The organism is Mesorhizobium sp. M1322 (assembly GCF_040318085.1).
GTDB lineage: Bacteria > Pseudomonadota > Alphaproteobacteria > Rhizobiales > Rhizobiaceae > Mesorhizobium.
Genome location: NZ_JAMYLP010000010.1, coordinates 18,524 through 43,738, shown reverse-complemented (window position 1 = coordinate 43,738; position 25,215 = coordinate 18,524). Strand labels below are relative to the sequence as shown.

At 62.3% G+C, this 25,215-nt stretch carries 19 protein-coding genes; 3 read left to right on the top strand and 16 right to left on the bottom strand.

What is annotated here, in order from left to right; translation table 11 throughout:
- Positions 1-5: 5 nt before the first annotated feature.
- The 6 genes from NKH12_RS06190 to tagH all read right to left on the bottom strand — a co-directional run bounded on the left by NKH12_RS06190 (position 6) and on the right by tagH (position 9,946).
- Positions 6-2,567, bottom strand: coding sequence for a serine/threonine-protein kinase (locus NKH12_RS06190; RefSeq protein WP_352952319.1), 2,562 nt, complete (start codon positions 2,565-2,567; stop codon positions 6-8).
- A 5-nt stretch (positions 2,568-2,572) separates the two neighbouring features.
- Positions 2,573-3,340 (bottom strand): PP2C family protein-serine/threonine phosphatase, encoded by a 768-nt coding sequence (locus tag NKH12_RS06185; RefSeq protein WP_352952318.1) that lies wholly within the window; start codon positions 3,338-3,340, stop codon positions 2,573-2,575.
- Positions 3,341-3,358: 18 nt separating this feature from the next.
- On the bottom strand, positions 3,359-3,496 hold the full coding sequence (locus NKH12_RS06180; protein WP_352952317.1) for a hypothetical protein: 138 nt from the start codon (positions 3,494-3,496) through the stop codon (positions 3,359-3,361).
- A gap of 1 nt (position 3,497) precedes the next feature.
- On the bottom strand, positions 3,498-7,061 hold the full coding sequence (gene tssM, locus NKH12_RS06175; RefSeq protein WP_352952316.1) for a type VI secretion system membrane subunit TssM: 3,564 nt from the start codon (positions 7,059-7,061) through the stop codon (positions 3,498-3,500).
- 22 nt (positions 7,062-7,083) lie between these two features.
- Positions 7,084-8,592 (bottom strand): type VI secretion system protein TssL, long form, encoded by a 1,509-nt coding sequence (gene tssL / locus NKH12_RS06170; RefSeq protein WP_352952315.1) that lies wholly within the window; start codon positions 8,590-8,592, stop codon positions 7,084-7,086.
- Between the two features lie 295 nt (positions 8,593-8,887).
- On the bottom strand, positions 8,888-9,946 hold the full coding sequence (tagH, locus tag NKH12_RS06165; RefSeq protein WP_352952314.1) for a type VI secretion system-associated FHA domain protein TagH: 1,059 nt from the start codon (positions 9,944-9,946) through the stop codon (positions 8,888-8,890).
- A 202-nt stretch (positions 9,947-10,148) separates the two neighbouring features.
- On the opposite strand from tagH, the gene NKH12_RS06160 reads away from it, so the two are divergent.
- The 3 genes from NKH12_RS06160 to NKH12_RS06150 are packed head-to-tail and all read left to right on the top strand — an operon-like array spanning position 10,149 to position 14,083.
- Positions 10,149-12,476, top strand: a complete 2,328-nt coding sequence (locus NKH12_RS06160) for a type VI secretion system Vgr family protein (protein ID WP_352952313.1) — start codon at positions 10,149-10,151, stop codon at positions 12,474-12,476.
- A gap of 1 nt (position 12,477) precedes the next feature.
- On the top strand, positions 12,478-12,912 hold the full coding sequence (locus tag NKH12_RS06155) for a DUF6484 domain-containing protein (protein WP_352952312.1): 435 nt from the start codon (positions 12,478-12,480) through the stop codon (positions 12,910-12,912).
- The gene (locus tag NKH12_RS06150) at positions 12,890-14,083 is read left to right on the top strand and encodes a hypothetical protein (protein ID WP_352952311.1); all 1,194 of its coding nucleotides are present in this window, start codon (positions 12,890-12,892) and stop codon (positions 14,081-14,083) included. The genes NKH12_RS06155 and NKH12_RS06150 overlap by 23 nt, the downstream gene beginning before the upstream one ends.
- A gap of 29 nt (positions 14,084-14,112) precedes the next feature.
- Here NKH12_RS06150 and NKH12_RS06145 read toward each other — a convergent pair whose 3' ends face one another.
- The 10 genes from NKH12_RS06145 to tssJ are packed head-to-tail and all read right to left on the bottom strand — an operon-like array spanning position 14,113 to position 25,211.
- Entirely contained in the window at positions 14,113-15,171 is a 1,059-nt protein-coding gene (locus NKH12_RS06145; protein ID WP_352952310.1) for a beta-ketoacyl synthase N-terminal-like domain-containing protein, read from the bottom strand.
- Entirely contained in the window at positions 15,159-16,247 is a 1,089-nt protein-coding gene (locus tag NKH12_RS06140) for a DUF2169 family type VI secretion system accessory protein (protein ID WP_352952309.1), read from the bottom strand. The genes NKH12_RS06145 and NKH12_RS06140 overlap by 13 nt, the downstream gene beginning before the upstream one ends.
- Positions 16,248-16,250: 3 nt before the next feature.
- Positions 16,251-16,742 (bottom strand): hypothetical protein, encoded by a 492-nt coding sequence (locus NKH12_RS06135; protein WP_352952308.1) that lies wholly within the window; start codon positions 16,740-16,742, stop codon positions 16,251-16,253.
- Positions 16,742-17,134, bottom strand: a complete 393-nt coding sequence (locus NKH12_RS06130; RefSeq protein WP_352952307.1) for a hypothetical protein — start codon at positions 17,132-17,134, stop codon at positions 16,742-16,744. The genes NKH12_RS06135 and NKH12_RS06130 overlap by 1 nt, the downstream gene beginning before the upstream one ends.
- A 10-nt stretch (positions 17,135-17,144) precedes the next feature.
- Positions 17,145-17,993: a DUF4150 domain-containing protein gene (locus NKH12_RS06125; protein WP_352952306.1), complete on the bottom strand. Its 849-nt coding sequence runs from the start codon at positions 17,991-17,993 to the stop codon at positions 17,145-17,147.
- 2 nt (positions 17,994-17,995) lie between these two features.
- Entirely contained in the window at positions 17,996-18,538 is a 543-nt protein-coding gene (gene tagF, locus NKH12_RS06120; protein WP_352952305.1) for a type VI secretion system-associated protein TagF, read from the bottom strand.
- Positions 18,520-22,056, bottom strand: a complete 3,537-nt coding sequence (tssM, locus tag NKH12_RS06115; protein ID WP_352952304.1) for a type VI secretion system membrane subunit TssM — start codon at positions 22,054-22,056, stop codon at positions 18,520-18,522. Before tssM (NKH12_RS06115) ends, tagF begins: the two co-directional genes overlap by 19 nt.
- A gap of 1 nt (position 22,057) precedes the next feature.
- Complete coding sequence (gene icmH / locus NKH12_RS06110; RefSeq protein WP_352952373.1) at positions 22,058-23,380, bottom strand: type IVB secretion system protein IcmH/DotU; 1,323 nt, start codon at positions 23,378-23,380, stop codon at positions 22,058-22,060.
- Between the two features lie 4 nt (positions 23,381-23,384).
- Complete coding sequence (gene tssK, locus NKH12_RS06105; RefSeq protein ID WP_352952303.1) at positions 23,385-24,719, bottom strand: type VI secretion system baseplate subunit TssK; 1,335 nt, start codon at positions 24,717-24,719, stop codon at positions 23,385-23,387.
- A 39-nt stretch (positions 24,720-24,758) separates the two neighbouring features.
- Complete coding sequence (tssJ, locus tag NKH12_RS06100) at positions 24,759-25,211, bottom strand: type VI secretion system lipoprotein TssJ (protein WP_065006842.1); 453 nt, start codon at positions 25,209-25,211, stop codon at positions 24,759-24,761.
- Positions 25,212-25,215 lie beyond the last annotated feature (4 nt).

Sequence of the window (25,215 nt, the reverse complement as noted above, 5' to 3'; positions counted from 1 at the left end):
CCATGCTATCCGCCGAGCCGGAAGTACTTTGCCGTCGCGGAGAACTCAGATCGGTTGGCATCGATCTCTTCGAGAATCTTGGGCAACAGCAGCGCGGCTGGTGTCGGCGCGGAGAACGCCGCAGCCTGTATATCCTGTGGACCCGTGATGACCATTATGATCTGCGGCACGACCTTACCGGCGTCGGCTGCGCCGAGATCGATCGGAATGTTGAAGGTGGCCTTGTCGGCTTGCGCCAAGATACGATTGTCGAGGCTGAATGCCATGCCCCTGTGGTCGATCAGCAGCACGCTGGAAATGAGGCCGCCATGCGTCACCAGCGTGCCGCCGATCGGCGAACCGCTCTGCACCGTCGTTCGATCGAGAGCAAGCTGCGGCTTGTCAGCCGGCATCTGGTCCAGAAAGCGCAGAAAGTTGGTGACTTCGCATTGAGCCGGTTCGATCAGGCGGACGCTGATGTCCGGTTCGACATGGAACCTAGCCTGAAAATCGGACAGCATTCGTTCGAACGGCTGGACCTCTGTGCCCAATCCTTCGATTGAGACGGCGGTCTCGGTTGCCGACGTCAACGTCGCATAGAAACAGTCGCCGCCGTTGAAGTCGCGCACCCAGGAGACCCGTTGCGCAGCGTAGTCGGGGGCATTTTTCGGCGCTAGTTCTAGTTCCGGTTTCGGCACGTTCAAGGTGATGGTGGGTCCGTCCGGCTGTTTGCCTGCCGCCGGTTCGTCCTGCTGCCCCTTTGAGCTCGCGTCATCCGTCTGGCCTGCACCGGGTTCGGGCACCTGGGTGGCCTGCTGGCCGGCCGGCTGCTCGGGCCTCTCCATCACGTCGGGCTCGACCGCCGGGGGCGGCGAGACTTTGTCGGCCGGCGGCACCGGCGCGACCTGGACACGCGGCGGAACCGGCTCCGGGGTTTCCTCGGTTGGCGAGAGGACTTCGGCGGGCTGCATCGGCTCCACCCTTTGATCCGCCGCGGCATCTGCCCGATTTTCAGCTGGCGACTGCACCTCGGCTATCGACGGCTCCGGGGTTTCCTCGGTTGGCGAAAGGACTTCTGCAGGCCGTGCCGGCTCCAACTTTTGCGCCGCGGCATCTGCCTGATTTTCAGCTGGAGCCTCGGATGCCGCCGGCTCCGGGGCTTCTTCGGATGCCGCCGGCTCGGGGGTTTGCTCGGTTGGCGAAAGGACTTCGGCGGGCCGTGTCGGCTCCAACTTTTGATCCGCCGCGGTACCTGCCTGACTTTCAGCTGGCGGAGCAGTGGCGTCTGTTTGTGACTGCTCAGGTGGAACTGCCTTTGCCGGCTCATCGCCCGGCGAATTTGGGGCGCTGTCCGTCGGGGCCGGTTTTGATCCTTTTGGCGACAGAAACGATGGATCGCCGGCGGTCGGCGTGGAAGGCGTCATCAAGCCGCCCAGATAAATGCCTGCACCGGACGCGACAGCTAATGTCGCCACGGCAGCGATCGCGATGGATCGGGTCTTGGCGGACTTTCCAGGAACCTTTGGCAAGACCGCTCGAGGCCCGGCAACTGGCGAAGACCTTGGTTCGGACAGAAGCGCCGGCCGGACATGCGGAACGAAGCGCTGTTCACCGGGAGCCGCCGGAGGCTGACTTGGAAGCTTGGGGCCGGCCGCGAGGGTTGCCCGGGTTCGCGGCAAACCCGTCCGGTCGCGCGGTGTGATCGACGTTGGCGGCGTCGTCTCCTCGTCCGTATCGTCACGTGTTACCCTGGCGATGTCCGCCATGCTGATCGGCCGGTCTTGTGGATCCGGCTGCAGCATGGCTTCAACAATTCCACGAAAATCGGCGTCGATGTCGGACAGGTCCGGAACGGCTCGGCGTTTTTCCACGATCTCGAACTGGGAGCCGCCCATGTCGATCGGTTTCCCGCGCAGAGCAGCGGCCAGCACCAACCCCAGGCTGTAGATGTCGGATTGCTCGCTGACGTCGCCGCTGTACAGCCCGAGTTGTTCGGGAGAAACGTAGTTGTACTTTCCCGCGAACTTTCCGCCGATCAGCGTCTCTCCGCCGACGGTCGCCGACCGCGCGATGCCAAAATCGACGATCTTTGCGCGTTCGACCTGGCCTCCTGGCAGGATGATGTTATCCGGAGAGAGGTCGCGGTGTATTGCGCCCGCCTGGTGCACGGCGCTCAGGCCGGAAGCCAGGCGATGGCAGAGCTTGCGCACCTCTTCCGCCGGCATCGGGCCACGTCGCATGATATCGAACAGCGACTGGCCGTCGACGAATTCCATGGCAAGATAGGGGCGACCGATGCCGGGATCGATCGTGAAGACGTGATACCGCACGACCGCGTCGTGCGACAGGTGATTGAGGATCGACGCTTCCTTGCGGAACAGCGACAGGATCGTCTGATCGCGGGCGAACTCGGGCAAAACAATCTTGATCGCGACTTGATCGCCAGTCTGGATGTTGTGGCCACGATAGACTTCGCCCATGCCACCGAATGCGATCCGCTCGTCTAGTTCATAGATGCCGCTGAGTTGCGTGCCTACGGCTGTGTTGGCTACGTTAGGCGATATTCGCGTTTTGTCGTCGGCACTCATCAGCCTCAACCTTCCGCTCTGGCAGGATCAAGACGGGCCCCATTGCGCCCGTCTCCGATCTTCACGAGCACGATCGTGACATTGTCTGTTCCCCCGCGGGCCAGCACCGTTTGTAGCAGGTTTTCGCATGCCGCCTGAGGCGTCGCCGACACCGCCGCCGCCTCGATCTCGGCATCTGTGACATGCGCTGTTAGCCCGTCGGTGCTCAACACGAATATGTCGCCCGGCATGATTTCGCCTTGCTGGAAGTCAATGACGACCTCGTCGCTGACACCGACCGCATGCGTGATAACGTTGCGGCGCGGCCAGGTGAGCGCTTCGGCTGCGCTGATCATGCCCTTGTCGAGAAGTTCCTGAACTTCGGTATGGTCCTTCGAAATTTGGGCGATCGAGGCGTTGCGGATCAGATAGACGCGACTGTCGCCCGCCCACAGGCAGGCATACCGCCCATCCATCGCCAGCAGGGCGGCGACAGTGGAGCCAATGGTTACTCCGCGGGATTCCGATATCCTGCGGATTTCGGCGTTGGCGCGGCTCAGCCTGTCCTCGAAGCGGGCGCGAAGATCCGGTGCAGAGCTTGCAATGCCAATCGTTGCCAGATGATCGACGATACTGGCCGAAGCGACTTCCCCGGCATCATGTCCGCCCATTCCGTCGGCCACCACCCACAGGCCGGTTTCCGGCTCGACCAGATAGCTGTCTTCATTGAGCTCACGGACACAGCCTCTGTGGCTAACGCCGAAGCTTTCAAAGGGAAGGGCGACATTGTTCACTTTGCCACCAAGCGCTTCTCAAGCGTCCTTTGCGAAACCGTCAGGCGCTCGCTCGCGCCAGTTTGCCACAGGCTCGAATATTAAAGTATCGAAATCAACGTCCGCGCCTTTGTTGCCGATGGACAGTGTCGCCGTATTCAAAAGCTCAACGGTCATCTTAAAACGCCTTTGGACAGCTGAACCTGGAAAGCGCAGGAAGAAAGAGAGGATTGGGCTCCGAACTGGTCTGGATCGTATAGGCGACATCGCGTCCGCCGATCACGAAGCGGGCTTCCGTGTTGCCGCCGGTGCTGGTGATATCAGCCTTGTCCAGCAGGCGCTTCAGTGCCCACGGACCGTCGAACTTGATCGCGGACTCACGGCCCGGCATTTCCGGAATGAGGCTCAGGCTCGCGGACGCGGAAGCCATGCCGCTCGGCCAGGTCACCGTGCTTGGCGCGTTGCCCGCCTGGTTGCTTTGGATAATCTGGCCATCGACGTCGAGTTCCGCCGTATCGGCATCGCCATGCAGTGAAAACGGCGTAAAGGTGACGCTGACCGACGGCACCGAACCACCTGAAGGAAAGAAAGCGTTGCGGATTTCCGCGGCCAGCTGGAAGTTTTTCAACGTCGACTTCGACAGGTCGCGCCCAAAACGCGCATCCTGTTTCCAACTCCAGTCCTGGCCGGTCATGTCGATCAGCGATGCGAGATTCTGTGCGAAGAACCGGTCCATCAGTCCGCCTGGAGCGAACAGTTTGGCGAAATCCGCCATCGCAATGTCCTCCACGCCATCGCTGGCGAAAGGATAACGGCCCTCGACCATCTCCTCGCAGATGCGCGTGACCGTCTGGTCGAGCATCTGGTTCAAATTCGTTAGCGAGGTTTCTGCGACGTTGCCGTCAAGCTCGTCGGCGGTCGCGGTGACCATTCGGGCGAGTTGCTTGGGCAGACGCGAGACATTGGCGCGAAGGGTGGATATCTGCAGCTGCAGATTCATGTTGACGCGTTCCGTTTGCGAAGGGACGTCGGCCGCCAATTTCAGGCTTTGATAGATGTCGCGGAAATTCTGGGTCAACGCATCGATTGGGCGGCGTCCGGCGGCACCGTTCACCAAAGCCTGGAATGATCTGAATTGCGCTTCGATGTTCGCCCCAGGATTCTGGTTTGGCGCGCTAGCGGATCCTGTACCGGCCCGGCTTTGCGATTTGCCGCTGGCGATTTGAATGCCGATGCGGGCCAATCCCCTGGCGACATCTGCAGCGTTCTGCGGCTGGTTTTGAAGCATCTCGGCTTCGGCCTCGGAGCCGAAGTTTTTGCCGGAACCAGCTTCTCGCGTCAGAGCTGTTTCGTCGGCGATCGCCGTAAAAAGCTGGTCGATTGGCGAGGTTGGTGACGCGGCGGCGGACAGCGCGATATAGTGCGGCTCGTCCTTCAGCATCGCTTTGAACTTCAGCTTGTCGAGAACGCCGTTCCACGCCGCGGCGAACTCCCTCCCATAGCGCTCGACAAGTTCGGGACCGAGCTTAAGCAACTCCTGGTCGATGCCACCTTGCTCGCCGCCGCCGCCGAGGACCCAATGGTCATCGACAAGCATCTGCGCAATGCGCGAGAGTTGTCCGAGATAGAAGTTGTTGAAGCCGCTATAGGTGTAGATACCGGGAACGCGAAGGCCTGACAGATCGCCACCATCGACACGCTCGAACAACAGCTGCGCTTCTGGGCCGCCTTTCACGGAGACGGAAAAATCGTCCAGCGCAGCCGTATATACCGCCGACTTGACCAAGGCGGAGGCACGGTCGGCAAGGCTCATGCGTCCGAGCGAGCGTTGAGCGGCTTCGACAAGTGGCTGGTTGAGTTCGAAAACCGGATCATAGACGTCGTCCAACGCAAGCATGGCCCGCAGATGCTTTTCGAGTTGCGCCCGTCCCTCGCGGTTGTTTTCGCCCGGATACCGGTTCTGCTCCCAATCCTGCCTCATCCAGGAAACGATCAACTCGTCGTCGACCTTCGGCGCCTTGCCGCCAAGCATCAGATAGATCTTCAGCGGTTCGTAGAGCGCGGCGGGATCAGCCATCTTGGCCTGGATCGTCCGTTCGGCCTGAAGCAGCAGGCGCGAGCGGAACATGCGCTCCAGCGCTTGCCGGTAAGCTGTTTTTGATGCCGAAAGAAGTCTTTCCCGCTGACTGAGGCCGAACGTCGCCTCGATCGGTGTCGGCAAGTCACTGGTGTCGAACCCGGCCGGCAGCTCGCGCAACTGGTCGAGCGGGCCAATGACGTTTTCGAGGTCGACGTCGGCGACCGTCGGCGTTTTGAGTAGCGGGTCCGCCGTCTCGCGATAGCGGCTTAGAGCTTGCGTCGTAGAAGCGATCAGCGACCTGTTGGCCGTAAAGCTCAGGGCCAAGGTGCCCAGAGCCGCGGCAGCGATCAACGCTATTGCGCCAAGGCCACCATATCTGGCGATCGCTGCACGCCTTTCAGCCGATTTGTCATATGAAACCCACCCGGATTCCGCGAAAATGACGTCGGTCAGAAGATCATGCAAAAAGAAGCTTTTGCCAGTGCCGGAAAGATGGGCGCGAGAAGCGCTGCCGAAACTGCGACCGATTGCGCCCAGCACCTGGTCGATCGGCGTACCCTCCTGCGTGCCTGACGAAAAATAGAGTCCACGCAAGCTGACGTTCACCTGGCTGCGGGCCGGATCGAATATGCTGGCGATGAAACTGGCAATACGCCCCTTCAGCGCGCCAAACTGGGCTGGAAAGCCAAAGATGGATATACGTGCGACCGGATCGGTCTCTTCCTGCAGGCGGTCGGCCATCTCCTCCGCCAGGCGTTTTGCCAATGTGTCGAATTCGGCCGGTGCCTCACCGACCATGTTCTTGCTGCGATCGGCGGTCTGGAAAGTCGCGCCCCATACTTTGCGGCGGCGCGGCTCGTCGAAACCGCCAAAATAATCCATGAATCCGGCGACAAGGTCGGCCTTGGTGAAGAGCAGATACACCGGGAACTGGATTTTCAGTGTTTCGTGGATTTCACGCAGACGGCTGCGTATTTCAACGACATGGAGGTCAAGCTGCTGCTCATCGAGGCTGATGAGATCGGCAAGGCTGATGGCCAGAATAATCCCGTTTATCGGTTGCCTGGTGCGGTATCTCTTAAGCAGCGACAAGAAGGCGAGCCAGCTCTTCCTGTCGCTCTGCGCGTTGGCATCCTGCGTCGTGTAGCGCCCGGCGGTGTCGATCAGCACCGCCTGGTCGGTGAACCACCAGTCGCAAGATCGCGTGCCGCCAATGCCAGCGACCGGCTGGGCGTCCCCTGAACCAGCAAGCGGAAAATTCAGACCGGAATTGACCAACGCCGTTGTTTTGCCGGCACCGGGTGGGCCGATGACGACGTACCAGGGCACCTCGTAGAGGAAATTGCGCTTGCCGCTCGACCGCTTGAGCGCAGCGATGGCTTCACTCATACGTGCCTCGAGTACCTGCGAGTCGTCATCCCTGTCGTCGTTGCGGGCGACTATCGTCTCGAGCGCTTTTTGTGCCTTTCGCTTTTGCCAGAAACGTAGTCCATAGAAGAGCGTCACGATCGCAACGATCACGCCGATGATCGTCACGCGCAGCCAGACGGGTGCCAGCGGGCGGGTATCGGCAAAGCGGATCAATGGTCCGGCAAACCAGACGGCTGCCGCGAAACCGGCCAACGCGACCGCGCTGAATATCCGCAGCAGCCAACGCGTCATAGGCGTTTCCAAATGGCCGTGCTCACAATGTCTCCTCCTTGGGAATCATCACATCGACACGGCGATTTCTGGCGCGGCCTTCCGGCGTCGCATTGTCGGCGATTGGTTCGTCTTCGCCCTTGCCATCGACCGTGATCCGGGAAGGCTTGCTGAACCGCGGCGCCATCATCGCTTCGACAGCCTTCGCCCGGGCGACTGAAAGGTCGAAGTTAGATTTGAACGCGCTCGATTTTCGCGGCTTCACATTGTCCGTATGGCCGACGATCATGATCGGTCCAGGCTCCGGTTCCAGCGCGGCGGCGATGTCCGCGGCGATCGGTCCAAACTCCGGCTTTATCTCGGCCCTGCCGGACGGGAACAACAGGACGTTGTTGATCTCCACGATGATGAACCTGCCCTGCGTGCCGACGGTCAGCCCGCCGCGCGCGATAGTCTTGGCCAGTGCGGCATGGATGCGATCGATCTGGGAGCGGGTAGGGGCGACAGGCGGAGCGACCTTCACCGGCGCAGCCGACGGTACCACGGTGACGCGTTCGATGGCGATCGGCGTCGACGGATCGAGCGCCAGCAGCCTGCCGGCAAGGGCATCGCCCTCATTGGTAATGAACACCCGCAAGGCGAAGAATGCCGCCGTCAGCAGCGCCGACGCAGCCGCCGCAATCACCCAGAGCGGCAACCGGGCCGACGACTGTGCGCTTGACACCGCTAGGCTTTGCCAGTGCGGCGAGATGTCGTCGTCGGCGCGCGCCCTGAAGTAACGAAGCGCCTCGTAGACGTCGCGTCGAACGCGTTCGAGATTATTGTCCTCGCGGGCAAGGCCTCGATACTGGCCTTCGAACCCCAGCGACAGGCAGGCATGCATCAGTTCAAGCAAATCATAGTGTGCCTCCGGCGCGGCCAGTATCTTGTTCAGCGCTTCGTAAAAACCAGAGCCGGTGGGCACGACGTGAAAGAACTGTGACAGCATGCTGTGCTGTGCCCAGGTGTCTGTCTGGGGCCAAGGCAAGTTACCGATGAGGTCGTCAGCGGTTTCGCAGAGAACAAATTTTGCGATCCGTGCATCTTCTTCGGGAACACCGGCTTTCTCCATTGTCCGGTCGAATTTTTCGATCGCCTCGGCGACATGCTCCGCCAGTTGTTCCGCCTGTCTTTCGACAGGCATAAGCCTGAGCTGGCCAAACAGCATCAGCAAAGGAGCGGCCGCAGCGAGGATCTGATTTGCTGCGGAATATCTGACGCCGTCCGTGGCATTCAGCAGGGTTTCCTGCTCAATGCCCGGCGTCGCCGCAAAGGGGCCGGTTGCCGCCGCTGCACCGGGATCTGCACCCTGATAGATCACGGTTCCGGATGTCCAGCCCGGCGGTGCATGCCGACCGGGATCGAAAACCGTTGAATCCTTGACCCGCGGGCGACCGGGCTGCCCGTCGTTGGGAACAGGTCTGTGAGGGGCCGGCGCTGATTTTTCAGTGCGGCGCGGCGTGCGAATGACGGTCTTGCCCGCTGGGCCGAAAGGATCGTCCTTCGAGCTCATCGCCAAACGTCCGTCCAGGCGCGGTTGCTGCGTTTGCGCCACCGGAGGGCAAAACGATGCCTGGTCAGGCGCAGGAAGTGCAAGCGCTGCTGGCGAGGGCAGTATCTGGCGTAAGGTCGGCTATATCTTTCTATCCCGCCGTAACATGACATGTGCCGCAGACCCCCAGGTCAATCAGCCTTACCCGCTGGCGAACTGTCGTAAGTGATCGTAAGCTTAGAAACGGTCGATTGGAACCAGATGTAGCGCTGCGAAAGGATTTTTCTTCGCCAACGACAGGTTCAATCTCCCCGGCTTATTTTTGCTTATCGGCTTTGGCATAAGCCTCGCTGAAATAGGCCAGGAATATGTCCAGCATTCCGTTTTCGTGGGTTTCCTCCATGGTCCGCCATTTGGCGACAAAGGCATCCCAAGCCAGGCTCTTCTTCGAAGTGAATGACGTGGGTGGGAGTTTTTTGCCGATCGCCTCAGGCGACAGATCGTCAAGCAGCCGCGAGAGCGCAGCTTGCATGGCTGCATAGGTGGCAAATTCGTGCGTCTTGAGATCGCGGAATGCGTCTTCGACACTGTGCCTGGCATCAAGGTAGCCGGCTCTGCGACGTGCGAACATGATTTCGAGGATGTCATCGGTCCCCGGGACGAACTTCAAGGGGTTGTTATCAGCGGCGCTTATCATCGTCCGGTGTGTGCTCTTGGCCAGTATTTTCGCAGCCGCACGTGCCTTCAGCAGCAAGGCCAGTTCCTCGACAACCGTTCGAAGCACCGCGCCGATTTCGGCAGCAACTTCATGCGGATCACGCGATTGAAGCAATTCCGGCGAGATGCCGGCTCCGATCGCGATTTCCCGAAGCACCTCGTCTCTCGCAGAAGGGAGAGGCGCGGGCGGCGAAGGCGTCGACGCCAATGCCCTCTGCCCGGGCCGTTGCTCAACCGGATCGAAGAAGGGCTGGTCTCCGAAGTCCAGCGGCCGGCCTGTTGCGACAGGCATTTGTCGCTGCGTCGAACCATGGCTGCCTCGAGGATGCCCTGCCGTGGCGCGCTCGTCATCAATCGAAACGAAGACCACATAACGGCCGATCAGCAACCGGTCGCCTTGGCCGAGCCGGTGAGGGCCGGCCATGCGCTGGGTCGATCCGTTGATGAAAGTTCCGTTCCGCGAGATATCGTGCAGCCAGAACGAGCCTGCCTCGTAACGAACTTCGCAGTGTCGGCCGGAGATGAACTTGTCGGGGTCGGGCAAGGTCCAGTCACAGGCCTCGCGGCCGATTTCGAAGCTGCGGTCACGAGCGGAATAGTCGGTCGACATACCGGCAGGCAGGGAGACGACATTGTTGATCTGCAGCCTGATGAACATTCAAAATCGCCGTCGATCGCCTGCCGGGAAACTCACCCAGGACACCCCATTATACCAGCAATTTGTGAGCGCGCGGCACAGAAGCGTCCAAGTTGATGAATCTGAACGTGACCACGCTGCAGTCAGCAAGCGGTCCTCTTTGGTCGCTGGAAGACATGTGCTAGGCTTAAGCAGAAACGAGCGGCGGGAGGGGGCGCGACCCATGCCGAACGAACGTGCTACGGTTGTGCAGACGCCGGTTGGCGCTGACCTGTTGACCTTCACGCATCTTATCGGGCGCGATGAGATCAGTCGTTGTTTGGCCTATACGGTCGGGTTCGTGAGCAGCAGCCCCGACATCGATCCGCTGAAGATGCTGGGCGGTGCTGTTTCGGTCGAAGGTGAATCCGATCCGAAACGCTGGTTCAGCGGTCTTGTGTCCGAGTTCCGGCTGACCCGGATCGAGGACCGTCTGGCTTATTACGAAGCCGTCATCAGGCCATGGCTCTGGTTTCTCGGCAATACCACCGACTGCCGCATTTTCCAGAACATGAACGTCATCGAAATCGTCGAGGAGGTTTTCTCGAAATACAGCACGGCAAAGTTCGAGAAGCGCCTGCAAGGGTCTTATCCGCCGCGCGAATACTGCGTCCAGTATGACGAGACCGACCTCGATTTCGTGCAGCGGCTGCTCGAGCACGAAGGCATCCTGTATTTCTTCGAGCACGACGAGGGCAAGCACACGCTTGTGCTGGCCGATGCCATGAGCAAGCTCAAGCCGGCGCCGGGCTATGAGAAGGTGCCTTATCACTTTGAAGGGCAGGGCTCCCGGCGCGATGTCGAATACATCACCGAATGGATTCCGGGCAGTTCGGTGCGGCCGGGCGCCTATGTCCATACCGACTATGATTTCGAGAAGCCGGGCGCCGACCTGATGGCCAAATCCGCCCAGCCGTTCAGTCACAAGCTGGCGGCGGGCGAGAATTACCGCCAGCCCGGTGCGCATCTCGACGTCGGCCGCGGCGACAGCCTGGCCGCGATACGGCGCGAGGAAATCCAGGCCGTGCATCAGCGCATCGCTGCAGTCGGCACCGTGCGTGGCCTGTATTCGGGCTGTACGTTCAAGCTGGACGGCTTCCCGCGCGAAGACCAGAACCAGGAATATCTGGTGGTCAGCGCCGAATACAGGCTGTTCGATCCCGGCTACAGAGCCCATGCCGACGTCGAAAGCGAGAACTTCAAGGCGATCCTCGGCGTGGCGCCGACCGCCTTGGCCTATCGCCCGCCGCGGGTCACGACACGGCCGATCATGCGCGGTCCGCAGACGGCGACGGTGGTCGGGCCATCCGGCGAAGAAATATTCACCGACAAGTATGCACGGGTGAAGGTCCAGTTCCACTGGGACCGTCTGGGCAAGAAGGACCAGAACAGCTCCTGCTTCGTGCGCGTGTCGCAAACATGGGCCGGCAGCGGCTGGGGTTTCATCCAGATACCGCGCATCGGTCAGGAAGTCATCGTCGACTTCATCGAAGGCGACCCGGACCTGCCGATCATCACCGGCAGGGTCTATAACGCCTCCCAGATGCCACCCTACGGGCTGCCGGGCAGCGCCACGCAATCCGGCTGGAAATCCGACTCATCGAAAGGTGGCGGCGGCTACAACGAGCTGATGTTCGAGGACAAGGCCGGCTCCGAACTGGTCAATTTCCAGGCGCAGAAGGATCATAACCTTCTGATCAAGAACGACCGCACCAAGCTGGTGCAACACGACCAGTCCGACCGCATCGACCACGACGCCAAGCACTCCGTCGGCCACAACCTCGACGAGGACGTCGGCAACAACAAGACGGTGAAGGTCGGCGTCGACCAGACAACGGATATCGGCAAGAACGATACCGAGACGGTGGGCGTGAACCGTTCGCTGACCGTCGGATCGAACGAGACGATCGGTATTGGGGCGAACTCGACGGAGACGATCGGCGCCAATCACACACAGACCGTCGCGCTCGTCCAGACGGTGACCGTTGGCGCGGCTCGGGTCGACAGTGTTGGCGCTGCCGAAACCCGAAGCGTTGGAGCCGTCCAAACCAATCAGATCGGCGCATCGAGGTCGATGACGGTGGGGGCCGGACAGACTCACACAATCGGAGCTGCGGACAACTGGACTATCGCCGCCGCCCAGAGCGTGAAGATCGGCGCGGACCAGAGTTTCGCCATCGGCGGCGCGCAGTCGTCGCAGATCGGCAAAGGCAGGTCAGCAAAAATCGGCGCTGACGACGCAACCGATGTCGGAGGCGGGCACGCGCTCAAAGTCGGCAAGGGCAGCGGAATCCAGATTGCCGAAGGCAGTTCGATCAAGGTCGGCAAGAAGCTGATGATCGATGCCGGCGACGAGATCACGCTGAAATGCGGCGACGCCTCGATCAACATGAAAAAGGATGGCACGATTTCCATCAAGGGCAAGAATATCCGCATCCAAGGCAGCAGCGATGTCCAAGTCAAAGCTGACGGCGACGTCAAGATCAAGGGTAGTAATGTCTTTAATAACTGAAGTGACTGGACGCGACGAATCGGTCGAACGCATCGACGGGGTCGTCATCGGGCTGTTGATCGGCTTCGAGGATGGCGCGCCGCTCGTGGTGTTCGTCGGCAATCCCGGCGAGACGGCACTCAGGGCCCGCAGCCTCGCGAGCCTCGACTCCTCTGCCGTCGGCGCGGAAGTGGCGCTGCTCTTCGAAGGGGGCGCCCCGGGTCGCCCCCTCGTCGTCGGACGCATTGTGGATCCAACACACACGCGCGAACAAGTGCAGGTGGTTCGCGACGGGGAAACGGTGACGCTGAACGCCAATGAGCGCATCGAGCTGCGGTGCGGCCTGGCTTCCATCATTCTGGAGAAGAACGGCCGCATCTCGATCCGCGGCAGCCAGTTGAACAGCCAGGCAAGCGGAGTGAACCGTGTTCGGGGTGCGGCTGTTCACCTCAACTGAGAAGTCCATGCAGCGGATTGCGACAATCCCGGCGATTATAGAGCAGCATGTCGAGGACGCTGCATTCCTGTGGCACCGTCGTGCGCGGGAGATCGATGGCCCCGTGATGGGCGCCTTCGACATCGGCCGCATCGACCAGCGGCTCGACGCCAACCTCGACGGACTGTTCGCGGCCGGCCAGGCGGGGTGGGACCTCGCGACGGCACGCTTTGCCGACTACCAGGAGCCGCCCGAACTGTTTCTGCTGGGGGCTCTGGCGTTCGAATGGCAATCCGCGCCCGCCATCAAGTTTGCCCTTGAGAGCGCGGGGCCACTTGGGAAGCCCGGGCTGTCTGCGCTGTCCGGCGCGGTTGCGCGCAGCTCGCCGGACAGGTTGAAGCCGTTCGTTGCGCGCTGGCTGGATTCGGCAGTCGCAATGGAGCGTGCCTTGGGGATCGGTGCGCTGCATCACCATGGAGTCAATCCCGGGCCTAGGCTCACGGAGTTGCTGACCGACCGAGATGCCGAAGTGCGCCGCAGGGCGCTGAGGCTTGCGGGTGCGCGGCGCCGACGCGACGTGATCGCCGAAGTTGCGGCATGCCTGGAGGCACACAGCGCGGAGGAGCGCCTGGAGGCGGCGGTAGCGGCCTGCCTGCTGAGCGAGGCGCGGCTGGCGCATCCCGTGCTCGACAAGATGCTGGTCGGCAACCCGGAGCTCGCGGGAGCCGTCATGGAAATCCGGCTGCTCACCACACCGTCGATTGCGGCGCGGTCATGGTGGCAGCAAATCGTAGCTTCCGCAGCAACGCGGGAGACGGCAGTCGCGGCGAGCGGACTGCTGGGCGACATGGCGATCATGCCCTGGCTGATCGAGAGGATGCAGTCGCCAGAACTCGCTTATGCGGCGGGGCTCGCGTTGCGCGACCTGATCGAGATTGACTTTAACGACACCGACGTGTTCGTCACGGATCCGGCCAAGCTCGGGCCGGAGTTCGAGACCATAGAGGCGACGCCGCTGCCCTCCGCTTCGCAGGCCCAAGCTTGGTGGGACAATGGGAGAGGCCCGGCGAGGTTCGACAATTTCCAGTCGATGCGGCGGCTGAAACTGGACGCCATGAAGGATGCGCTTGTCAACCCGGAGATCGCGCTGGCCAACTGGCGGCGGTCACGCCCGATCCCGGCGTGGATGTGAAGACCTATCCACGACACCGGGAGACGCGACTAACTAGGCGATGACGACCGCGCGCTGACAAGCGCGGCGGCGCGCATGCCGGCTTCCGATGCGGCTTCGCACATGGCGACACGGCCAGGGGCATAGCCCTTGGCGAAGCTGTCGGCGGCAATGAGCAGTGTGAGCGCGCCGGCACCGGCGCCGATTTCGCCCACCGTCATCGCCGGATAGGCCATTGGAAGGGTCTCGCGGCGCGTCCGGTAAAAGCGGGAGCGGCCGATCAGCGCCTCCCAGGCGCTATAGCGCTCGCCATTGTCGTTGCTGACAATGAAATTGATATCAGACTCAGTCGGGCCCTTGCCGTCGATCGCGGCACGGCAGGCAGCGAGCAATGCCGTGCCCTGGCTGTAGTTTTCCGACAACACCGAGTTTTCCTCCAACGCAACGCCGACGCCGTGAATGGCGCATTGCGCCGGCAAGTTGCGGCTTGGCGCGCGGCGCAGGCAGACGACGGCAGCGCCTTCGCCCGGCACAAGACCTTGCGCATTATCCTCCGCCTTCAGGCGGTTGGCCGCACTGAGGCGAGCGATGTCCTTGTCATTCACCAGGCTGTCGACGCCGCCCAGCAGCACTTGTTCGACTTCCTGTGTTGCGAGGAGGTCCGCCGCCTGATCCAGCAACCCGATACAGGCTGCCGCACCCCCGCCGACAATCCGCGAGGTGGGATGGAAGCTCTCACCGAGCCTGGCCTGCAGGCCGGTGAGAAACTCGGCGGCTGGGGTCTCAGCGAAAGCCGGGTGCTTGCGAAAGGCCTCCGGCGCTACCAACAGCAGTGCACTAACGCCGGCCGCGACGCCGCCTTTCTCCAGCGCCTCGCCAACCGCACGCGCGGCCATGCTGGTGAGCCAGATATTCTGCGTGTGGCGTAGCGAATAATGCGACGGGATACGGGAGACGGTCTGTATCTGGCCGAAGGGGTCGGCAAGGATGTGCTGCTCGTAAGCGGAGAGGCTGGCGCGGATCGCCGCCAGTGTTTGGCGTGCATTCAGGCCCGCAGGCGTCACGGCACCGCCGCCTATCACGTAGATGGGCACCCTCAGGCCAGCCATGTCGCCCTCTCTGCGATGGCGCCGCTGCCGCCGCGCGGGTTCAGATAGACCTTGCGCTTGCGCCGCGCGAGGAGAAAGGCCGGCGTCACATGGCCGAAGACGATCTCCCTGAGCGCGGGCGTGTTGCGCCTGGTGACCATGGACAAGCGCGACTTGAGCGTGACGCGGCGCAAATCCGGCTCGATGATAACCGTGTCGATGCGGAAGGGGCGATCCTCCGCACGGTCGTCGTAAAGAAGGCGGATCGGAGCCATGACACGCGGCATGCGGAAGTTCCAGCGGCCATCCGGCGTCATGCCGATGACGCTGACCTCCTCGCCTTCGTTCAGCTGCTGCAACTGCTGATCGGCGGGCGCGCAGAGATTGTGGCGCGGATCGAAATCCCTTGGCGGAAGAGGCCACTGATTGTCGATCCAAGCCTGATCGTAAGTGCCTGCTAACGGCAGCCTTGGATGCCAGCCGCGGCCGATCACCCCAAACCCGGCCGGCCTTGGCTGATCGGATGGGCTAAGGAACGGCTCACTCGCATAGGTGACGTTGGGTGCATGCGTCTTCACTGCTTTGTCCGCGGAGCGGGCATGATGGAAACCGACGCCGAGCGGATTACGCGGATCGGCCTTGCCGTTATCGTCGGTACCCCCAAAAGCGCGCTCGTATATGATCGGCATCTTGGCGAAAGGATGGGGCTGGCTATAGCCCCCCGCATCGTAGAGGCGATCGCCGGTCACGTTGAGCACCTTGCGGATGCTGGCGAGCTTCAACCCGACCTGCATTTCCTGGACGCGGCCCTCGCGCGGCGCATGTGCTTGGGCGTTCAAGATAACGTCGATCCCCGGCTTGGTCCACGCGATCTCCCCTTCATACCGGGTTGACGAGCAGGCAGGATCGCCGAACGGCACGTCGCCGAAGCTTACCGGCAGTTGCTCCGCGGCCGGCTGAAACTGCGTGGTATCTTCTGGCATAGCGAAGCTAGCCGAGAAAACGGCGAGGAACACCTCGTTGCCATCGGAATTCGTTTGGACAAAGGTACCGGCAACGAACGGCGTGCGATTCTCGATCCAGACAGCGAACGTCATGGATCAGCACCAGGCTCCGTTCTCGTCCTGACCGATCGGCCAATAGGGCATGCAGGCGATCAGCTTTGCCAGCTCAGTCTCGCCAGCGTCGATCAGCCATTGCAGCAAGAAGGTCTCAGCCGCGACCCCCTCAGCTTCTCCGGCCGTGACGTTCACCGTCACGCATTTCAGCCAGTAGCGACGCACGACCCAGACGACGTGCGGATTGGAGGCCGCCCCAGCGACGCGATCGTTGAAGGCTTCTTCCAGCGCCCTTTCGCGGCTGCCGTGACGCTCTTCCTCTGAGGCGATGATGCCTGCCCACCATGACGTCGCGATGTCGAAGGCGTGTCTGAGGTCCGTCAGATACGCGCCGAACAAGGCCTGATACGTGGCGCTTGCTTCGTCGCGCCCACGGGCCACCCGAATGTCCCCAGCCGGTGCGACATAACGCGGCTGCGTCAGCAGGCGGCGCGTGCCGAGATCGTTACTGTAAAGCGTGATCAGCGGAGCCATCAGACCACCTCGTTTTTCTCATCGAGCGCGATGGGCAGAAAGCAGATGCCTTCCGTGACGTCGGCGAGATCAGGCGCGAATGACGGAAGATCGAAGAGAAGGACATTGGCTGGACGCATGAAGACCATTTCCTCACCCATGCTATCGATGCCCCATTTCTGGGCTGGCTCTTCTTCCGGCATGGATTGTTCGCGATTCATGGCATCAATCTCGAGATAGTATTTGCGGAAGATCGCCAGCACCCGGGGGTGCCCGGCCAGGCCGGTCGGCCAACGCTTCCATACCACTTCGCCTTCATCAGCTTCCATCTTGTCCCACCACGCCTGCAACGTGGGCAGCACCCGGCGAAGTTCTTCGATGTAGCGGTCACGGATCTCGGCAATGTCGGCCATGTGGCGTCCCTCACAGCGCTGTTGCGCTACCATTAAAGTTCTTCGCGTATTTGCGGGCCCTCGAGCCTTGGCTATTCGAGCATTTATTGCAGTGGGGCATGACAGACTCAGGAGTGTCGAAGTGCTTCTGAAAATTCTCCAGCCCCATGTGGCAACCACCCATATGCCATGCCAGGACCTGCGGCGGCTGATGGTCATGGGTCATGTACGGCTTGTCTTTCAGCGGTTTGTCGGGCCCGGTCGGCTCTACCTTTCCCGGTTCTGATGCTTTCCAAGTGGTGTTGCTCGTTCCAGTGTCCTGTTTGCACTGCCAACATTCATGGCCGTTCACCTTGTCGCGCTGGGCAGCCGTTCGCTTTTCGGTCCGCTCAAATTTCGGGTCATCTGGACATGGACCCAGGATGTAGTTGTCCATCAGATACGCGAGGAATGCGTTGAATGCGGCGACATTGACGCAATTGGGCGGTGGATCGCTGGCGGTATTCTGATCCATCATGTCGCCATGACGGTCGACGCCTTTGCCTTCCGCCTTTACGGTGAAAGACCACAGCTTGAAAACGCCCTTCCCCTTTATCTTGTGGGTGATGACCCCTGCGCCGAGGCCCTGTGTGGCGGGCTCGTCGCCGGTACTGGTCGAGATTTCCGATGCATTCTCGATAGCCGTCGGCTCGCCATCGATCTTGACGCTCTTGGTGCCCTTGGTCAGGTCGGATGACGACAGCATATTGACGTATGGCACCGGAACCGGGCCTGCAGGTGGGGATGGCGGCGAAAGACAGACGTCGATCGGCGCGATACCTTGGCCGTTGCTGCCCTTGTGGAAGAAGCCCATTTTTTCCGCGTAGACGCTGAGTGCCATGATCAGAATCCCCGGGACATGGCACGCGCCGCCCGCATGGCCGGTAGCGCATTGTCCGCAAGGTCATGGATGTCGGCGAAGGCGAATTCCTGGACTTCCCAATCATCGGTCCAAAATGCGATACGTTTGCCCGTGGAGAATGAGGTGGGCGGATCGAGAGCCTGCAGGGTGGCGGCGATACGCTCCTGGTCCCAATACTGCTCGACGGTCAGCTTGGCGATCAGCGCTATGCACTCAAACCAGGGGTCGGTTGCATCAGGCGTCGCACCCAGCGCCGCCACCACTAACGGGTAACGCCGGCCAACACGGTCTTGGCTCATGCGCCAGGCCCCGGCGCAGGGTTGTTCGCCAAAAATTGCTCCCTGGACGACGAAGCGCCAGACTCGGTCGTCGAGGTCCCCGTGCTCATCGGGTCGGTCGCGCAATTCCATCGACATCCACCGGTCCCAGCGGTCGATGAAAGTCCGCGGCAGGTTCCAGGCGACAAAGTCGCCCGTCGCCGGGATCTTGCCAAAGAAGCCGGTGCTCATATCTGCGGCGGACATGAGAACTTCTTGAACATCTGCAGGTTGTAAGGGTTCTCGACGCTTGCCGCCTTAAGCTCGAAATCGGCGTACATGCCTTGCGTGCCCAGTCGCAGGCTGTAGACGTCGGACAGCGAGGTGCCGGTGAAGCGGCCGCTGCGCAGCAGCCTCAGCCAGGCCCAGCTGCCGGTCTCGTTGAGCATGATTTCGGGCGAGCCGTCGATCGGCTGGAAGGCGAGCGAGATGACGCCGGTGCCGTCCTTGCCGGGCCAGGTCATCGGTTGCGGCCGCGTCGCGTTGTTGTAATAGACGAGATTCTGGCCATCGAGGTTGAGCGTCACGCGCGTGACGTTGGGAGACAGGTCCTTCGGTTCGAGCGTGAAGCTCATCACCGGGCCGGTACCGCCTGGAAAGAGATCGTCGCGGATCCGCCTGGCCTGTTCGAACGCCGCCAGAGCCGCCGGGTCGAGCCCAAAATCGGCGCGCCATTTCCATGGCTGGGTGGCGGTGTCGACATAGCTGATCAGATGATCGTTGATGAAGGCGTCGATCATCCCGGCCGGTCCGAACAGGCGGGCAAAATCGCGGACATTGACATCCACGGCGCTTTCGGGGCTGAACGGATACCGGTCGTTCAGCGCCGCCTGGCAGAACGGCAGGATGTCGGCGCGCCAGATGGCATTAAGCTCCGAGGTGACCGCCTTCTGGGTCAGGCCGCTGGTGTCGCCGGCGATGCCGCCGAGCCAGTCGTCGACCGGATCGGGCAGGATCTGCGCTTGCCTGGCGACCGCTCCCGTCAGTTCGGCGAGGCCGCCCTGTTTCTTGATGGCGTCCTGGGGGTCAGGATTGGCCGTGACCGTCTGCAGCACGTTCGAAAGTGCCGTCAGAGCCACCACTGCGGCGTCGAGTGCCGGCGGCTGGCCGTCGACCTCGGCGATTGCGCCCTTGAGCGGCTTGAAGTGTTCGGCCACCAGACTGCCGGTAAGGTCCACCTCGTTGGCGGATCCTGCGCGTGGCAGCAGTTTTGCCCCTGTCTTGGCCAGCTTGCCAAGCTTGCCGAGTTTGCTGAGCAGTTTCGAGCCGCCCTTGGCTGCTGCCTTGTTATCGGCCGGCGCTTCATCCGACCGGGTAAGCTCGGTCTCCTGAACAACCGCCGTAAGCAGGCGCTTCAGCGCGGAGTCGGCACTCGAAAGGTCCTTGAGGTTCTCACTGGCGACATTCAGGTCGGCCAATGGCGCGAGCCTGATATCGCGCAGGATGCTGTCCCATTGTGCGATGTAGTCTTCGTAATAGAGTTTTAGAATATCCTCCGACAGCGCCGAGACGGAGGTTTCGGAATTTTCCGAACAGCCTCCGGCAAAGACCGCGCGATCGAGTGCGGCCTGGGCGGCGACATCCTCGACCCGGTCGAGAATGGCATCGTGGAAGCCGGAATAGGTGAACGCACCTGAAATGCCGACGCGCAGCGTCTTGTCGGAACGCCGTGCAAAAACCTTGGCGCCGTTGGGACCGGCGAAATTCGCAGGGATCCATTCCTTGAGCCCGGCCACCGCCGGGTCGGCCAGCAGCTGTCTGTACGCACGCGCCGGCAGCGAAATCGTGCAAACTGTTTTCAGCGCCTCGGCAACGAGCGCCTGATCCGCGGCGATGTAGCTGTCGTCGACCGCCATGCGGCGGATCGCGGCAAGCTGGTGCTCTTCCGCGTCGGCGGTCGGAAAGGGCGCCGCCGGTGCGAATTCCGGCAAATCATTGACCCACCAGTTCTGGACGAAATCGGCGTCCATCTGCGACAGGCCCGTCATCATGCGATAGGTCTTCAGCGCCCCCAGCATGAAATCCGGGTCGCGGATCTGCCGCCACATGGTCGCCTCGAGCAGAGCGACCATGTGCGGCTCGAGGACGTTGCGCAGAGCGTGGTCGTAAGTGTCGGCCTGCGCCCGCAGCAGCTCCGCCGATGCCGATGGCCCCAGCAGATCCTGGGCACTGCTCGGCGGTGCCGTTCGGGCATTTGCGACTTCGGCCATCGCATTGAGCGCGCTGTCGATGGCGGGCTGCTCCACCGATGCCGGGCTCGCGGCTGCCGCGGTCAATGGCGCCTGCAGCGCTTCGAACTGGCTCGCCTGCGCTGCGATCGCATTGCGGTTGTCATAGTAGGACCAGGTGAACATCGCACCGGCCAACAGGGCGGCGGCGGCACAGGCTGCCGCGGCGCCACGCCAGATCCAGGCGCGGCGGCGCTGCGCCAGCGGGTCGAAGGTTCCCAGGCCTGCTTCCCTGAAGATGACCTCGGTCAGCAGATTCTTCAGGAAAAAGCTGCGTTTTTCCACGCGCGGCGCCGGCATCGCCCGTCGCGGCGGAAGACCGAAGGATGACGACAGCGCCGCGGTCAGCCGGTCGATGGGCGCCCCTTCCTGGGTCGCTGACGTCAGATAGAGGCCGCGCAGCCAGGCGGCTTCTTCGTACCGGCTTTCGCCAAACATCGCCTCGATCAGCATCTGGATCGGCTCGGACAGGCTCGTGAGCTGGGCGGGAAATCTGAAAATCTCGGCGCGGGCGGCGAGTTTGTCCTCGTCCTCCAAGCGTGGCACCAGCCGCCGCTCGAGTTCCGTCGCAAGGGTGGCGATTTCCCGCTCTATGGTCTTTGCGTCGACACGCGCATCGAGCGCGAAGGTCGTCCCCCACACCTGCTCGCGCGAGGCTGTCGACAAGCCTCCGAAGAAAGCCTCGAAACCCCTGATCAGATCGGCCTTGGTCAGCATCAGATAGACCGGAAGGCGGATTTCGAGCCGGTCGTTGAGCTCTGCCAGCCGACGGCGGATCTTGCGGCCGTGAGCCTTGATGGCTTCGTCGCCCTCTGAAAGCGCATCGATCGAAAGCGCGACGATCACGCCGTTCAGCGCCCGGCGGCCGCGGTGCTTTTTCAAGAGGTCGAGGAAGCCCAGCCATTCCGCCGCATCGACGTCTGGCTGGCTCTCCTGCTGCACATAGCGGCCCGCAGTGTCGATCAGAACCGCGTTCTCAGAGAAAAACCAGTCGCAGTTGCGCGTGCCGCCAACTCCCTGCAGGTCGTCGGTGAGATCGATGGGAAAGTTCAGGCCGGACTGGCGCAAAGCAGTGGTCTTGCCGGTGGCCGGCGGCCCGACGATCACGTACCAGGGCATCTCGCGCAGGAACTTGCGTCCGCCCAGTTTGCGGCGCTTCAGTTCGGCCATCACCTCGGCGAACTTGGCGCCGACGGCGGCGACGTTCTCTTCGCCGGGGCTCGGCGGTTTCTCCACCGCTGGCGCAGCGATTTCGGCGACGAACATGCGGTTGGCTCGGATCGCCCGGCGCTGCGCGACGATCAGCCAGATCAGCCAGAAGATGACCAGCAGCGCAATGATGACGATGCGCACATTTTCCGAGGCGAAGGGTTCGTAAGCACCGACCCTGACGATCGGCCCGAACACCCAGATGACCAGAGAAAGCAGCGTAATGCCGATCAGCGTCCACAGCCAGCGCGATGTCAGGACCGCCCAGAGGAAGCGCAGGATGAACATCTCACAGCCTCTTTTCGACCAGCACCTCGACGCGGCGGTTCAAGGCCCGTCCCGCGCGGGTGCTGTCGTCGGCCACTGGATCGGTAGCTGCACGTCCTTCGAAACGAATGCGGTCCTGCGGCACACCGTTCTGGACCAGCATCTCGGCAATGGTTGCGGCGCGCGCTTCAGACAACCGCTGGTTGGTGGAAAGCGGATTGGACCGTTGCAAGGGAACACTGTCGGTATGGCCGACCACCGTGATGTTTCCGATCAGTTCCTGATTGGCGAGGATCACTTTGGCGATTGAACCGATCAGCGGCTCGAAGCCTTCCGTCAGTGTCGGCCGCGACGACTGGAACAGTTCGGGGTTGGAGGCCTGAATGATCAGCCTGGCCAGCGAAACGCTCTCGGTGCCGCTTAGCGCGGCTCTGAGATTTGCCGGCGCTCCGGCCTGAAACTCCGGCACCAGCGCGAAATCCACTGCCTCTGGCGGCGGCGCGTCGACCGGTGGCGATGTGCGGCTGATATCGCCGCGCTCCGGCGGCGGCAAAGCACGAACCAGCGTCGAAAGCTCGACCGCCTGACTGCTCAGTCCCATCGACAGGCCGAGATAGATCGCCGTGGCGAGAACCGCCGCGCCGAGCCCCATCACCCAGATCGGCACGATGAAGCGCTGCGGCTCGTCGGATGCGATCACGCCTTTCCAGTTCGGCGACAGCGGCGCACCGTCGGCGTCGGCATCGCGCAGAAAGCGCGCCGCAGCGACGCGAACCGCATTGAGCGAGCGGTCGCCCGACCGGCCTGGCACACGATATTTGCCGCGGAAGCCGAGCGCCAGGCAATGATATTGCAGTTCGAGCAATTCGCGATCCCGGTTCGGATGCCGTTCCAGTTCGTCGAGACGCGTGAAGAACTGCGTGCCGGCATCGACATCGCCTCGCAGCATCACCACAAGCGGCTGGCGCGGCCATGCGCTGGCGCCACCCCATGGCGTGTTCAGGGCCAGATCGTCGAGCAATGCCGCTACCACCCAGGCTGCCTGATCGGCGCGCTCCAGAGAGGACCCCGCCGCCATTGCCGCGTCGCGTGCCCGAACCAGCTCATCGAGCAGCCGGGTGCGCAACGCTTCCGGGTTTTCCGGCGGCAGCGCGCTTTCAAGCTCGGGCGCGAACTCGAGCAGGGGCGCGAATGCGTTGACAAGCGTGTTCGGATGCGTACGCGACCGTTTGATTGGCACACCCGACAGGAGTGGCGTCATCGGTCGCGGCATCGGCGCGCCGGTCAGTCGTATGCGAGTGCGTTCGCGATCCTCCGACAGTCCGAAAGGATCATCCCGGCTCATCATCTCACCTGTTTACCGAATAGCAGTCCACCTGCGGCTCGCTCGGCAGTACGCCCGACACGCCAATGACGAAACCGGGGGCATCAAGCAGCGACGCCCAGTGCTCGCTTTTCTGATCCAGTTCAAGGCACAGCCGATCGCCATCGTAGGGGATTTCGCGGGGCTGGGAATGAAGCGGTTTCAGTGGAATACCGGGTAGACGGGATTTCCACAGGCCCTCGAACTGATCGGCCGAACCGACAGTCGCCTGGTTGACGAATATCTTGCGCAAGGCATCTTCGGACAGCTCGGAGCCGACCCGGATGACGATCCGGCTGGCCACCAGCAGTTTCGGGTTGTCGATGCGGATTTTCCATACGTTGGTCGAATGCCGCATGACAGGTAGCGCGCGTGATTTAGGCTCGATATAGCGTAGGCTCAGAATGAGTGAGCGCAAGGCGTCCGCCAGCGCCGTATAGGCGGGGCCGGGTGCCATGTGATCGTAGGCCGGCAACTCGCTCAGCCGTCGCGCGCTCGAGCCATAGGTCGCCATTGAACCGGCAAGACCGGCAAGCTCCAGGTAAAGCTCGGCCGGATGGAAAACGTCCTGCGCCAGCATGTGAGCCAGTCGCGGACGCGCCGCATTGGCGAGATTGAGCATCAACAGGTCTTCGACGCTGCGCCCTGGCCCACCCATGACCATTTTGCCATGCGCCTCGGCGATTTGGTCGAGGCCGGTGACGACTTCCAAAAGCAGCTGCCGGTACCAGGCCACCGCTCCGGTAACCAGCGTCGGCGGCAGGAACGTCTCATCCAGGGAGACGCCGCCATCGGCTCGAACCCCTTTGACGTCGGCTATCGGCAGGGCGGTGTAGCCACCAACCGATTTTCCGGGTGCAAGCAGCAGCGCCTGCGGACGGGCGATTTCGATTTCTTCGGGATCCGAACCGCCCTGGACGGCGTCGCGGACCGCAACGATGCGCCCATAATAGCGCGCGCCGGTGGATGCGGCGTGCGCCGGATCGAAGCCGACACCGCCGGCAGGCTCGAGCGGCAGGGCGACCAGCACCGGTCCGGCGCCGGTATCGGCGGTGACCGGCAGCGGTCGTGGCGCGTCCATCATGTCTGGGATGGAGAAGGGGGTTCCATCCGGAAAGATACCCCGGGCCGACAGGATGGAGACCTGGCCGGCATCGAGCATTGCCTGGTCCAGCGTCAGCTGCTGAAAGCCGAACGTGTGGAGCTGCCCGGCCTGCAACGCGCCGCGCACCGTCGCCTCGAAAAAGCGATCCTGCTGCTGAAAATGCTGGGTCCGGAGAAACAGGCCTTCGGACCACAGCACCCTGTTTGCATCGCTCATGCCGCTACTCTCTGCATCGAGCACCCCTTGCCGTGGCCGCTAGGCGGAAATGCCGCCGCTGCCAAGCGTGACGTTGACGGTTACTTTTGACCCCGGCGACACCGACTTGGTTGTACGCCAGCTCCGGCCGCCAGGCTCGCGAACGAGGGCAACGAAGCCCAGCGCAGCCGCGTCCGGCTCGACCGTGATGGTTTTGGATGCGGTCTTTCCAGGTCCGATGGAGATCTGGTCGGATCCAATGAGATCGCCTCCGAGTGCGGAGCCGGCATCCCCCTGCAACGCGAAATAATCGGCCGAGTTGAATTTACCGGTGCTGCGCAGCCGCATCACGAGGACCGTCACGGGCCGGTCGCCGCCACCTGGTCCCGGGTTCATGCCGGCCGCGCCGGTCAGGTTGACGGTGACCGCGGATGGTTTCGGCGGACCGCTCTGGCAAGCCGCAAGCAGCCCGGTTGCGCCCAGGGCAACGATAAATTCGCGGCGATCGATCATTTTT